The 13,334-nt window shown below is 59.3% G+C and carries 15 protein-coding genes; 14 read left to right on the forward strand and 1 reads right to left on the reverse strand.

The window, feature by feature from the left end:
* Window positions 1-12: 12 nt before the first annotated feature.
* The 14 genes from ACQR1I_RS36385 to ACQR1I_RS36450 all read left to right on the forward strand — a co-directional run bounded on the left by ACQR1I_RS36385 (window position 13) and on the right by ACQR1I_RS36450 (window position 12,924).
* A complete protein-coding gene (locus ACQR1I_RS36385; RefSeq protein ID WP_434888971.1) occupies window positions 13-438 on the forward strand; it encodes a phage tail terminator-like protein in 426 nt (141 codons plus the stop codon).
* A gap of 12 nt (window positions 439-450) precedes the next feature.
* Window positions 451-933, forward strand: a complete 483-nt coding sequence (locus ACQR1I_RS36390; RefSeq protein WP_434888972.1) for a hypothetical protein — start codon at window positions 451-453, stop codon at window positions 931-933.
* A 13-nt stretch (window positions 934-946) separates the two neighbouring features.
* Window positions 947-1,366 carry a hypothetical protein gene (locus ACQR1I_RS36395; protein WP_434888973.1) on the forward strand — a complete coding sequence of 140 codons (420 nt, stop codon included), beginning with the start codon at window positions 947-949 and terminating at the stop codon, window positions 1,364-1,366.
* On the forward strand, window positions 1,366-1,692 hold the full coding sequence (locus tag ACQR1I_RS36400) for a hypothetical protein (RefSeq protein ID WP_434888974.1): 327 nt from the start codon (window positions 1,366-1,368) through the stop codon (window positions 1,690-1,692). The genes ACQR1I_RS36395 and ACQR1I_RS36400 overlap by 1 nt, the downstream gene beginning before the upstream one ends.
* A gap of 14 nt (window positions 1,693-1,706) precedes the next feature.
* Complete coding sequence (locus tag ACQR1I_RS36405) at window positions 1,707-1,937, forward strand: hypothetical protein (protein ID WP_434888975.1); 231 nt, start codon at window positions 1,707-1,709, stop codon at window positions 1,935-1,937.
* A gap of 3 nt (window positions 1,938-1,940) precedes the next feature.
* Entirely contained in the window at window positions 1,941-4,292 is a 2,352-nt protein-coding gene (locus ACQR1I_RS36410; RefSeq protein WP_434888976.1) for a phage tail length tape measure family protein, read from the forward strand.
* Window positions 4,289-5,023 (forward strand): hypothetical protein, encoded by a 735-nt coding sequence (locus tag ACQR1I_RS36415; RefSeq protein WP_434888977.1) that lies wholly within the window; start codon window positions 4,289-4,291, stop codon window positions 5,021-5,023. The genes ACQR1I_RS36410 and ACQR1I_RS36415 overlap by 4 nt, the downstream gene beginning before the upstream one ends.
* Window positions 5,020-5,571: a hypothetical protein gene (locus tag ACQR1I_RS36420; RefSeq protein ID WP_434888978.1), complete on the forward strand. Its 552-nt coding sequence runs from the start codon at window positions 5,020-5,022 to the stop codon at window positions 5,569-5,571. Before ACQR1I_RS36415 ends, ACQR1I_RS36420 begins: the two co-directional genes overlap by 4 nt.
* On the forward strand, window positions 5,568-7,610 hold the full coding sequence (locus tag ACQR1I_RS36425) for a DUF6950 family protein (protein ID WP_434888979.1): 2,043 nt from the start codon (window positions 5,568-5,570) through the stop codon (window positions 7,608-7,610). Before ACQR1I_RS36420 ends, ACQR1I_RS36425 begins: the two co-directional genes overlap by 4 nt.
* Window positions 7,611-7,646: 36 nt before the next feature.
* On the forward strand, window positions 7,647-8,927 hold the full coding sequence (locus ACQR1I_RS36430) for a DUF2793 domain-containing protein (RefSeq protein ID WP_434888980.1): 1,281 nt from the start codon (window positions 7,647-7,649) through the stop codon (window positions 8,925-8,927).
* Window positions 8,924-10,501 (forward strand): hypothetical protein, encoded by a 1,578-nt coding sequence (locus ACQR1I_RS36435; protein ID WP_434888981.1) that lies wholly within the window; start codon window positions 8,924-8,926, stop codon window positions 10,499-10,501. Before ACQR1I_RS36430 ends, ACQR1I_RS36435 begins: the two co-directional genes overlap by 4 nt.
* Before the next feature lie 289 nt (window positions 10,502-10,790).
* On the forward strand, window positions 10,791-11,039 hold the full coding sequence (locus ACQR1I_RS36440) for a hypothetical protein (protein ID WP_434888982.1): 249 nt from the start codon (window positions 10,791-10,793) through the stop codon (window positions 11,037-11,039).
* Window positions 11,040-11,042: 3 nt separating this feature from the next.
* Entirely contained in the window at window positions 11,043-12,299 is a 1,257-nt protein-coding gene (locus ACQR1I_RS36445) for an oxidoreductase (RefSeq protein ID WP_434888983.1), read from the forward strand.
* 82 nt (window positions 12,300-12,381) lie between these two features.
* Entirely contained in the window at window positions 12,382-12,924 is a 543-nt protein-coding gene (locus ACQR1I_RS36450; protein WP_434888984.1) for a deoxynucleotide monophosphate kinase, read from the forward strand.
* A gap of 133 nt (window positions 12,925-13,057) precedes the next feature.
* On the opposite strand, the gene ACQR1I_RS36455 is transcribed toward ACQR1I_RS36450, so the two are convergent.
* Window positions 13,058-13,334, reverse strand: a 277-nt coding sequence (locus ACQR1I_RS36455; RefSeq protein WP_434888985.1) for a hypothetical protein, incomplete at its 5' end; no start/stop codon positions are given.

The following is a 13,334-nucleotide window of genomic DNA, read 5'->3' on the forward strand; positions in this document are numbered from 1 at the left end:
TAGGCGTTGCGCATGGCTGTTGTGGGTACCGAAGCGAAAATCACCGAGGCGCTGTTCACGCGCCTTGCTGCGTTGTCGCCCGCAATCCCAACGGCATATCCCAACGTCTCCTTTCCCGCACCGCCCGCCGTCGACCGGCCCGACACCTATCTGCAGGCGAGCATTCTGCGCGCGCCGACGCAGAGTGTCGGTATTGCGGCATGGGATGAGCACGCCGGCATTCTACAGATCGACGTCGTTTACAAGCCGCAGGACGGCGAACTCAAGCCGCTGCAGATCGCCGATTCCGTCGCAGCATGGTTCGCGCGCGGAACGCGCATGACCAACGGATCGATTCAGATCGACGTCTATGAGCCGCCGCAGATCGCTTCGATGATGGCGGATGGCGACCGCTTTCGAATCCCGGTGAGCGTCCGTTACCGCTCGTTTATTCAGTAGGAGCCCGCCGAAATGACAACATTATATCCAGTGGCCGGAATGAAGTTCTACATCGGCAACGCGCCGCTCGCCGACAAGGACACCGATTTCGTCGCGTCCGATTTCAACTCGGTGACGTGGGTCGAAGTCACCGGCTGGACGCAGGCCGGCGCGATCGGCGACACGGCCGCGCTCATCACCACGCAGATCATCAGCCTTTCGCGCGACAAAAAGCAGAAGGGCACGAGCAACGCCGGCAGCATGCAGAACGTGTTCGCAATGAACCAAGCGGACCCGGGGCAGCTCGCCATGATCGCCGCGGCAGCGCCGACGAACAAGAACACCTATCCGTTTCGGATCGAAGGCAACGACTCGCTCGGCGTGTCGAACTCCAAGCGCTATTTCGTCGGCCTGGTCATGACGGCCGAAGAGTCCAACGGCGCCGCGAACACCATCCGCAACCTCGCGTGCACCGTCGAGGTCAATTCCAACATCGTCCGCGTCGCCGCGGCGTAAGGAGTTCTGATACATGGCCGATCTCACGATCACAGCAGCGAACGTCCTGGCCAGCGGTCAGGCGGACAAGGAAACCGGCACGGCCGGTGCGACGGTCACGGCCGGACAACCGGTCTACAAGGAAGCCGCGACCGGGCTGTTCAAGCTCCTGGACGTCGACAGCGCAACCGCTGAGGCGCGCGTTTATTACGGGACCGCGCTGCATGGCTCGCTGAATGGCCAGCCGCTCACCGTGGCCAAGAGCGACCCGAATTTCACGCCCGGTGCGTCCGGCATGACGGTCGGTGCTCGCCTGTACGGTTCGAGCACGCCCGGCGGCATCGCGCCGGAAGCCGACATCACGACCGGCAAATACGTGGTGCAGCTCGGCGTCGTGACGTCGGCAACCACGATGAACCTTCGTCCGTTCAATAGCGGCGTGGTGGTGCCGTAATGGCCGACAAGAGCATTGGCGAAGTCGATACACTGATCGGAACGCTGCGGTGCAGCCTCACCGCAGCGAAGGCCGTGAGCAGTATGGCGGGCGGCTACAATGGCGCGCTCGCGCGGATCGGCATGCTCGAATTCGACACCTATGTCGCGATTGCGGCGGCCGGGCTCGGCAAGAAACCGTCCGAAGTCGAAGCGAAGGTCTACAGCGCCGGCTTGGTCAATCTCACCGCGCCGTTCGTCGAATATGTGACGTATCTCGGCAACGGCGGCAAGCCGGTAGCGGAGCCGGCCAACGCCGACGGAGACGCCGCGGCGGGGGAAGCCTAAGCCACGCTGAATTTTTGGCGTGGCTGGAAAACGACGGAATGGGCGTTTGCGGCTACACCTACAGCGAAGTCCAGGAGATGCCGATCGACGCGCTCGCCCGAGCCATCAAGGCGAAGAAGGCGCACGACTTCGCACCCTGGAAATCGCTGTTCACCGCGGTGTTCGGTGCGTCGGAAGAAACGCCCGCGCCGATCTCGGTGCGACCGTTGAACATGGAACTTTTCGACGCGCTCTTTCCAGGGTGACCCGTGACTGACATTGCCCGCCTTGGCCTCGAAATCGACAGCCGGCCCGTCGCGCAGGCGTCAACGGCGCTCGACAAGTTTCAAGCGTCCGCGAACGCCGCTGCGAGCGGCGCGGACAAATTGCAGGCGGCGACCAAGACGACCGGCGCGCAACTGGCGACCGTCAGCAAAGCCGCGACCGTGGCCAACGAGGCAATGACGAGCGTCGCCAAGTCGACCGGTCTCACCCGCGCCGAGATGATCAACCTGTCACGGCAGATCCAGGATGTCGGTGTCTCGCTCGCGTCCGGTCAGTCGCCGTTCATGGTCTTGGCGCAACAGGGTACGCAGATCGCCGATATCTTCGGCTCGAGCAAGAACGCGAGCGTCGGCGGCGCGCTGCGGCAGATCGGCAGCAGCATTGCCGGTGTGTTGACGCCGATGCGGCTGCTCGTCGGCGGTGTGGCGGGCCTCGGTATTGGCTTTGCGGTCGCCGCGAACAGCATCGTGAAATCCGAGTTGGCCCTCGACGACCTCGCACGTTCCACTGACCAGACGCTCGGCAAACTGCGCGGCCTGCAGCAAGCGACGTCGTTCAAGGGCATCGGAGACGAGAGTTTTTCGAAGGGGATCACCGAGTTCGCTGATAAGGTCTACGAGGCCAAGAACAATTTTGGCTCGCTCAACTCGCTGATGATCGCCAATGGCAAGAGCGCCAAGGACTTCTCGGGGTATCTCGGCTCCGTTGCCGATCTGGTCGCGCGCGCCACCAGCGACATGCAGAAACAGCGGATCCTCCGCGAGGCCGGCTTGCCGTCCGATATGGCGTGGGTCCGGTTCATGGAGCAGGGCTCCAAGGGGATCGAGGCGGCCGTTGCTGGCACTGTGAAATTCAACGAGTCGGCGGAACAGAACCTCATTCGCAAGGCGCGCGAGTTCGACGAGGCGTGGAACACCGCCACGACCAAAATGGTGAACTATTTCAAGTCGGCAGTCGTCGACATCACCAATGCGCTCACGAGCGTCAAGGTGCCCGATTGGCTCGGCAAGATCGGTACGGGCGCGCTCGGCGCAGCGTCGAGCATTCCGGGCGTCGGTGCCCTGGCCAGTGCCGCACGGCTCGCCGGCAGTGCGATGGGCAGCAGCAGCGGTGAGAATTTCGCCGATCGGTTCGGTTCGTTCCAGAAGGCGGCCAACGATAACGCGCTCGCCGCCGGCTACAATCGCAAGGCTGCCGAACTGCGCGGCGAGAGTGCGCCGAAAACCACGCAAGAGTTGATGGTTGCCAATCAGCAGGCGCAGCAGCGGATTGCGCTGCTCGGCAACTTGGCAAGTGTCGAAGACCAGGTGAAGGCGAAAGAACTCGAACTCGCCGCCGCGGGACTTCAGGGTGTCGGCGTATCGAAACAGCAGCGCGACGCGATCCTGAACGTGGTTCGGGCGCAGGCGGAAATGTCGCGCGCGTCCGAGATGGCCAGCCTTGGCATTTTCCGGGTCAACGAAGCGAATAAGGCGCTCCGCGACACGCTGAAAGCTAACGTCGATCGTGGTCTGTTGGACCCCAACAACGCGCAGGAAATGACGTCCGCGCTCAACGCTCTGACCAAGCAAATGGAGGACATGAGCGACGCCGCGAAGGTCGCCGGCTCGCCGCTGCCGCAGTTTCAGTCTGCGCTCAACGAGGTGGGCAACGCGCGTAAGCAACTCGATTCGGCACTCGTCGAGGGCATGAATATCAATCGCGGCTTCTTCGTCGAGTTCGGTCAACAGATCCGCAACGGCGTAAGCGCTTGGGAGGCTTTCAAAACGTCCGGTTTGAACGCGCTCGGAAAGATCGCGGATAAGTTGATGAGCATGGCCGCCGACAAGCTGTTCTCGTCTGCATTCGGCGGAGGATCGGGCGGCGGCGGTCTGCTCTCGTTGCTCGGGCTCGGTGGCGGGGGCGGCGACCTTGGCAATTTCACCAGCATCGCCGCACCTGGTGGCGGCATGATGCCGTTCGCCGCGGCCGGGGGCGGTACGTTCGGCGCTGGCGCGTGGGGCGTTGTCGGCGAGAAAGGTCCGGAATTGATCAAGGTCAACCGCGGGTCGGTCACCGTGATCCCGAACCACATCTCGCGGCCCTATCTGCCCGGCTTTGCCGATGGTGGCACGCTCGACGCGGGCGGCGGAGTGCGGCGCATCGGTTTTGGCCAGGACAATTCACCACAGGTGACGATTGTCCAGCACAATGATTTCCGCAATTCCGACCCGGGCAGCGAAGCCCGCCTGCGTCAGTATGTTGACCAGTCGCGCAAAATGGCAGTGCAAGAGTCTGTGCAGGCTGTTCGGACCGTGCAAAGTCAAAACCCCGCTTACCTGAGGGGCGGACGATGACAGCAAACATCTATGATTTTCCGGTCGAATGGTACAGCCTGCTGACCACGCAGAAGATGCCGCTTAGGTCGCTCAACCAAGCCGCAGCGACAACGTGGAACGGCGCAGGACAAGGGATCATCGGTCCTCATACGCAACTCTGGACGACGGATATTTCGTTTCGGCCTATGTACGACCCATTGCAGCAGGATGTTGACGCGTGGGTGTCTCGGCTGCGCGGGCGTGCCAACGTCGCGCGCATCGGCCATGCGTTGCGGCAGCGTCCGTGGTACGACCGCGCATCGAAGGCGACATCGGCGACGTTTTCGGACGGAACGCGGTTCACGGATGGGTCCGGCTTCGATAGCGGGTTGCTACCGCCTGAGGTTTACATTGCGGTCGCAGCCGCAAAGGGGACTCGCTATCTCACGTTGGGCGGCTTCCCGGTCTCCACTGCAAATGTCATGCGTGCGGGCGATCTGCTGCAGATCAAACCGAACGGCGTGCCCGGCGCAATTCCGCATCTCTACAAGGTCATGTATGGCGGATCTTCGAATGCGTCCGGCATGATCGGCCTGGAAATCGAGCCGATGTTGCGAACAAGCATTGCGGTCGGCGACACGGTCGGCCTGCGCAATCCAACGACCCTGTTCCGTCTTGTCGATGACACTCAAGGGGATGTTGAGACGTCAGGCGGCGGGATCGGCTCGCTCGGGCTGTCGTTCGTGGAAGCGCTGGACCTGGTGCCATGACGTTGACTCCTGAAATGGCTGTCGCGTTGGCTTCGGGAGACCCCCGCGGCTTGCTTGTGCAGATCGAACATCCGAGCGGGACCGGCTACTTTTCGACGGGAGTCGGCAAGGTCAATTGGAACGGCCACGACTGGTTAGGTACCGGAAAACTCGGCAGCATTACACCAATCAAATACACCTCTGATATTTCGGTACAAGACATCGCCTTTTCGTTGAGCGGGATCGACCTCGACACGGTCAATCAGCTTAATGACTCGGTGTGCAATCTGAGCGGCAAGGTTTGGCTCTATTGCCTGACGAGCGACGGCACCGTCGTGCGCGAACCGTACCAGTTGGTCGATTCGCAACTGGACTATCAAAAGTTCGAAGTCGACGCCGAAGGAAAAGCGACCATTACGATTGTTGCTCATTCCGGGTTTTACACTCTGGTACGAAGCTCAGAAGAAGCATGGACTCCTGAGAACCAGAAACTGACATATCCGACTGATACCGGCCTTGACATGCTCTACAGCCTGCAAAACCAAGATCTGCAATGGACACCGTCATGACCCGCGCCGATTTCGAAGCAGCAATTTGCGCGGCTATGGAGTCCGCTACCAGTGCCCCGATGGAATGGGGCGCCGATGATTGCGCGCTTTGGGTCGCCAACATCGAACGCGAGGTGCTAGGGTTCGATCCGGCGCATGCCTACCGCGGCAGATACCGCACCCGCCGCGGCGCCATGCGGACTATGTCAAAGCTCCATCGTGGTGGCTTGCTCGGTCAGCTTCGAGCAGTCGCCCGCCGGCGCGGCTGGAAACGCGTCGACCCTATTGCGGCACAGATCGGCGATGTTGGTTTGATCTGGACAGAGTATGAAGGCAAGCCCGTTCTCGCTACGGTCATTTGCCGCAAGCGCGGATGGTTCGTCGGGCGAAACAACGCGGGCGTTTCGTTTTTTCCTGCGCGATATGTTTCGTTCGCCTGGTCCGTCTTCGATGACACTTTGCCGTTGCACGGCCCCGTACATTTGCCACAGGTTGGCGTTCGGAGATCATTTGTTCCGACCGAGATCGTAGTGCGCGACCCGATTTCGATTGCGCTCCTGACATTTGCCGGGATCGAAGCCACAACGCTTGCAGTCTCCGTTACCACATTTCTGATCACAACGGCCGCGTCGCTCGCGATCTCTGCAGCCGTTTCGTTGCTCACCCCTCAAAAGGGTGGCACTATTGACAACAGCGCCGGAGGTACGGCGGACTATTCGTCGGCGAGTGCCGTTCAGGTTACGGAACGACAAGCCGTCCCATACAAGCGCGTTATTGTTGGGCGCGCATTTGTCGGTGGTGCGCTGTTCTTCGAACAGGTCAAAGCGCCCTATCTAACCATGGGAATCCTGGTCAACTACGGCCAGATCGACAGCATCGAATCCGTGTTCGTGGGATCAAATCAACTTGCCTTCAGTACGTTTGCACCCAACACAATCCTAACACCAATCGCGGCAGCCAATCAGCCGGCATACTATGCGAAGATGCGCTGTTCGTTTCGTTATGGCTCCGCGACCCAAGCCGCAGACCCGCTCATTTTGAGCAGATATCCGAACGTCGGTTCTGAATTCAGGCAACGCGGTATCGCTACCGCCGTGTATGAGTTCGCTTTCGGTGCTGACACTACCGAATACACGAAACTATGGGGCCAAGTGTCGCGCCCGGCAACCTATCTTATCGTAAAGGGTGTCCCGGTCTACGATCCTCGAGATCCGACGCAGACCGTATCGGACCCGAGCACCTGGAAATGGTCAAACAACGCAACGCTGATTCAAACTTGGTATTTGACGCAGACATTCGGCGGACGCATCCCGGTCAATCGTATCCGGTGGGACAAGATCATCGACTCGGCGAATTACGATGATGATCTGATCGGTTGTTCGGATGGGACGATGATTCGCCGTCACACGATCGATGGCGTCATCACTCTGAACCAGTCCCCTTATCAGGTGTTGCAGGATTTGCTGACCTCGAACCGCGCGCAAGTTTTGACCAGTGGCGGGATGGTGTGGGTCGAGTCATCTCGACCGAAATCACCCATTGCAACGATCCACGATCGCATTTTGGTTGGTGCAATCAGCTACCAGAACGACAAACAGAAGTCCGACAAGCTAAATAAATTGCAGGTTCGGTTCGTCTCGCCCGATCAAGAATACCAAGTTGTCGACGGCCCGGTTCTCGATCGGACCGATCTGCAGGCGACCGATGGCGAAACTCTTTCCGCTACGCTCGCGCTTAGCTATACTCAAGACTATCGACGCGCCGAACGGCTGCAAAAGGCGTTTCTGCTATCGTCGCGACTTGGCGGAACGATAACGTGCAACGTCGACGTCCGCCTCATGACGGTGGCGAAAGACGATCTGATCGGCAATGTCGTAACGGTTGCGAGCGAATTGTTCGCGAAAATGAACGGAACATATTTGGTGACGGCCGTCGGATTCGCTGACGATCTGACGAATCTGAGCCTTGCCCTTGCTCGCTACGACGCGACAATCGAATCGGCTTGGAACCCCGAAACGGACGAAATGCCCTTCACCATCTCGACGGTCAATGTCTCGTAATGTTGACAATTTACATTCATATGGTATGGTTCCGAAATGCCGTTCAACCATGAAGCCGTTGCCGCCCTTCCGAGCGGCGCAAACGCAGACGCCGCACTCATTCGCGCGATGTGTGAACGACGATTTGCCTACGTGCTGGACACCGGCGAAGATTCACGGAATTTCGTTGCGGTCGATCCATCAAGCGGCGTTGTGCCGCTCTATTTGATCCAGAGCGGAAACCTTTTCCAGTACGATTCGGCGGACAGCACGACGACGCATGACGGCGTGACGTGCCTGGTATCATCGGACGGCAAGCGCTATAAAACGAACGCGATCGCCGCGCCCTACGCCGTGCTGTCTCGCACGGTCACCGCTCAGCCGTCATCCCCGACGAGCGGAGATTCCTACATCGTGCCGACGGCCGCGACCGGCGCAGCGTGGGCGGGGCAAGACGGGAAGATTGCGATCTACACCGCGCGAGGTTGGCAGTTCGCCATATCGCCGATCGGGCGTGAGATTTATGTTCGTGACGTCGATACCTATTACCACCGCAACGCGTCCGGCACCTGGACAGCCGGTGTCGGCGCAGTTGCGCTGCAGACCGGTAGCGTGACGCTTCCGAATGTGTTGGGAGCAACCGCTTCGTTCGTGATCAAGGTCGAAAATCAGACCACCAACGCGCCCCCGGTGTCGCCATCGACACCCACCGCCTACATAATCGGACCGTCGCCGACCGGGTCATGGAGTGGCAATGCGGGCAAGTTGGCGATTTGTCTGACGGCCGGCTCATTCACGATCATCGCTCCCGCGACGGGTGACCAAGTTTACGACAAGGCGCGAGGCGCAGTTTTCCAGTTCAACGGGACGGCATGGACAGCCACTAACGGCGTCTTTGCCGATAGCAAAACGGTTACCAACGACGTTCGTAGTGGAACGTCTACCGTCATCCCGTGGGACGACACGATTCCTCAAATATCGGAGGGCACCGAAGTAATCAGCACTACCGTTACTCCGAAGTCGGTCACAAATAAGCTGCGCGTCCGTTTTGAAGCCTCGCTTTCACCGGACACAGGCGGTATCGACGTGACTGCAGCACTATTCTTGAATTCAGTCACGAACGCAATCCGGTCCACGAGCATTTATCTTGCAAGCATCAATCACTCTGCCCCGGTTGTGCTTACGCATGAGTTCGTTCCGGCAACTACATCGCCCATCACCCTATCGGTGCGCGTTGGCCCTGCAGCGGGCGGTGTGTATTGGAACGGCACAAGTACTGGCAGAAGACTCGGGGGAAATCAGGTAATAACGCTGACTGTCGACGAGATCATAGCATGAGTGCGAACCCTGTTGAACTGATTGGCGGCCTTGCCTCGACGGCGCCCGTGTCGAAAGCCGACATAATCAGCTGGGCAAAGGCACGCGTTCCGCAAGTGTTCGTCGATGTTGCGGAAATGCGCAATACGGCGTTGGCGGGGCAACTGGTTGTATATCTCAAGTCATCATCTGCAAACTGGTATCTCGACTCGTCTGATACCACCACGGCAGACGATGGTGTGAACTGCATCATTTCGAGTGACGGTTTGCGGTTCAAGCGCTTGATAAACCCTGTGCTCGGTACGCCATCCTCCGGGACGCTGACCAGTTGCACGGGCCTTCCGCTATCGACAGGTGTAACCGGCAATCTACCTGTTGACAATTTGGGCAGCGGCACCAACGCGTCGGCGACGACATATTGGCGTGGCGATGGAGCTTGGGTCACACCTCCATTCATCACCAGCATTTCAGCAGTAACCGGCGGAAGTACCACATACACCTCAAACCAGAATACCGTTTTGGTCAAGCGCTCGAACACTGGCACGGCCATGGCAGACACGCTGCCGGGGACATCTCCAGGCGTCTTGACGGCCGGAACGACGATCACGGTAACGAATGCGGACACGGCAGCGCTCTTGTCGATTAAACCGGGCTCTGGTGCGACCTTCAAATCGAAGGTAGCAAGTACGGGTTTCTTGTATCTCGGCCCCGGGCAAACCGCTACATTCTACAGTGACGGCACCGATTATTGGATTCTGAGCGCGCCGACCCGCTGCGTGTTTAGTGCAGACGTCACGATGTATTTGAATGCCTCAACTGGCGCCTCGACCAAGGACGGTCTGACGTCTTCGACGCCGCTGCTTGACCCTACAGGCGCTTACAACCTACTGAAGAACTCGTTTGATCTGAACGGCTACAAGATCACGTTCCAGTTCGCAAACGGCACGTACGGCCAGATTCTTGCGGATGGCCCGCTTGTCGGAACCGCAGCGGCGGGCACGAGGTACATTTTTCCGGATAACGTGCTGTTCAATGGAGACACCGCCACCCCAGCCAACGTGATCCTGACAACCGGAAATATCTTCGGGACCGTCTACGCGACGCGAGGCGCGGGGATCACGGTCAAGGGCTTCAAGATCCAAAACACAAACACGACCTCTAGTTACGCAATATTGGCAAACCTGTATTCGCACGTTGCGTTTGCAAACTGCGAAATCAGTACGCTCGGCGCTGCCGGCATGGTCCACATCGGAGCCAATTACCAATCGACAGTATCGATTACGGGGAACTATACGATTTCTGCAGGTGCCGCCGGTCATCTCGTGTCGTCGGTAAATTCTCTCATTGAGTTCAGAAATCCGGGATCAACTATCACAGTCACGGTCACCGGAACACCAGCGTTCACGACCGCTTTCGCCTTGTGTCAATATCCGAGTTCGATCATCAACCAGGCCACGACCACGTTCTCAGGTTCGGCTACTGGTTCTCGTTACTCTGTATTCCTGAATGGGTGCATCGACAGCGGCGGCGTCGGAATTAACTTCTTTCCCGGGAATGCTGTCGGCACGACCTCCACTGGAGGCCAGTACCAGTAAAGCCGTGACCGTAACGCCGATTGGCACTGCAAAATATACAAAGACTAACAGTACGTCCCACATCTTCCCCCTCCCGCATAGGGCGCGGAATCTAGTCCGAAATGAGACGTAACGCAACCACAGCTAGAGCTTGAACAAGCCGCCTCCGGGCGGTTTTGTCGGGAAACCATGCCTGATCTGAAAGCACTATCGGCACCAAATGCTACCGCACTTGGGTCTGTAGGTCGCGAGCACGCGCCTTTATGTTGACTTTTTACATAAACCGTGCCACCTTGGCCACATGGCGCCGATGACGGAAACCGAAGTCGAACAGATCGCATCGCGTGCGGCCAAAGAGGCCGTGAACGACTTGCTTCTGAAGATGGGCGTCGACGTCAGCAAACCCGATGCGCTGATCGAGATGCAAGCCGATTTCCAGCACGTTCGCAAGTGGCGCCGGAGCGTCGAGACCGTGCAGCGCCAGGGGCTTTTGACGGCCGTCGGCGTGCTCGTCACGGGTGGCATCGGCGCGCTTTACATGGCGTTCAAGGGGCACTGACGCTTGGCGAGTCCTCCCCTCTCCGATGAACTGGCGCAACAGGCCGCGGACGCCTGCCGAGCCGATGGCGGCAAGGTGCTCAAGGCGACGGCCGACCGGCTCGGGTGGCCACTCCCAACCTACAAAAGCCGGGTGAAGGTCGCCGCACTGCGTGGGCTGTTGTTGGACTTGTCACCGCCGCCGGCAATGCCGGGCTTCCGGATTTCGCAGCGCTCGACGTTAAAGGACGCGAACGGCAATATTCGGCAAGAGGCGATCCAGCAAAGGCCGGAGCACGGCGAAGACCCGTTCACTCCACCACCGGGGCAGATCCTCGACAAGGTGTCCGTCCTGCTCAATCCAGAGCGCGGCGAGATCATCAAATGGGAAAAGTACAAGACTGACGATCTCGCACGTCAGGTGGCACTACGCGCGGCCGTCGACGCGCTCAAAGAAGAACTGCCACGCTACGAGCCGGTCGCACCGCCACGCGACGTGCGCGAAAATCTGCTCAATCAATACACCGTCACGGATCTGCATTTCGGCATGTTGGCTTGGCGCGAGGAAAGCGGCGCCGACTACGATCTGAAGATCGCCGAAAAGCTTCTGCTCGATTGGTTCGCCGCCGCCATCCGCCAATCACCGGACGCCGCGACAGCGATCCTATGCCAACTCGGCGACCTCCTGCATTATGATTCGCACGAGACCGTTACGCCGACCCACCGGCATGTGCTCGACTCGGATAGTCGATACCAGAAAATGGTTCGGGTGGTCATCCGCACGATGCGCCAAATCGTCTCCATGCTGCTCGAAAAGCACGAGCACGTGCATGTCATCATGGCAGACGCGAACCACGATCCGGCCGGCGGCGCATGGCTGCGCGAGTTGTTTGCGACGGTCTACGAGAACGAACCACGCGTCACAGTCGACACGAGCCCGAGCACGTTCAACGTGTTCGAGTTCGGCGCGACTTCGCTGTTCTACCATCACGGCCACAAACGCAAGATCGGATCAATCGACGGGGTGTTCGCCGGCAAGTTCCGGGAGATTTTCGGCCGGACAAAGTACAGCTACGCGCATTTGGGCCATCTCCATTCCGACGAGATGAAGTCCGCTCCCACGACAATGAAGGTCGAACGGCACGAGACCTTGGCCGCGCCCGATGCCTTTGCGGCAAATGGCGGATGGCTGTCCGGCCGCTCGGCAAAGGTCATCACCTATTCGAAGCGGTTTGGCGAAGTCGGCCGCAACATCCTGACTCCTGAAATGGTGCAGTCATGACCGCGGCGGAACAGGCCGGCTATGCGGTCGCGATCATTCTAACGCTGTGCCTACTTTTACCATTTGCGTTGAAAGGCGACAAATGAAACGCACCATCATCGCATTTACGGGCCTTGCTGGCGCCGGTAAGAGCACGGCAGCCGCTCACCTGGTAAAGTCGCACGGCTTCGAGCGCGTTCGCTTCGCTGGCCCGCTCAAGGCTATGATGGCGGCGCTTGGCTGCTCGACGACGGAGATCGACGGCGACCGCAAGGAACTCCCCTGCGAACTGCTCGGCGGTAAGACGCCGCGGTGGGCAATGCAGACGCTCGGGACCGAATGGGGGCGGCAACTGATCGATTCAGATCTCTGGATTCGGGCGTGGCGCACGGCTGTTGATGCCTCGCCTGTTTCCGTGGTCGTTGATGATTGCCGTTTCCCCAACGAGGCGGAAGCGATCCGCGCGGCCGGCGGCGTCCTAGTGCGGATCGAGCGCCCCGGCGCCGGCACGGCGTCGAAGCACGAATCGGAGCAACACGAACTGCCGGCGATCACGACGATTTCGAACGCCGGCAGCGAGCGTGAGCTATTCGAAAAACTCGACAGGTTCTTGCTCGACTTCTCGTGGTGCGATTCCGCGCCGTAGCGCCATCGCCTGGACGACCAGCCGCACGCGCTCGGCAGCCTCCGACATGCGACGGGACTCGTTCTGCAGCACCAGGAGAGCGCGACTGTCGGCATTCAATTTGTTACGCATCCCAAATAATTCCCTTTTTGTTCTACGCACCAACAATATTTCTGATATCCAGAACATTGGCAAGGAAAATCTTAGTCCGGATAACAGATTTTCCGAAAGCAACGCCCGGTTGTAGGGCACTGGTAAAAATTCCAGGTGCGACAAGAAGTTGCAGAACTGTAGGATTTTCGTAAAATGCGACCGACCTAATATCTCGACACGTTTCTTTGGCGGAAGATTTGGCGGTGCGAGTCGGGAATCTCGCTAAGTGCTGGTCGGAGCGGCAGGATTCGAACCTGCGACCCCTGCGTCCCGAACGC

This window comes from Bradyrhizobium sp. HKCCYLS2038 (assembly GCF_051167655.1).
GTDB lineage: Bacteria > Pseudomonadota > Alphaproteobacteria > Rhizobiales > Xanthobacteraceae > Bradyrhizobium.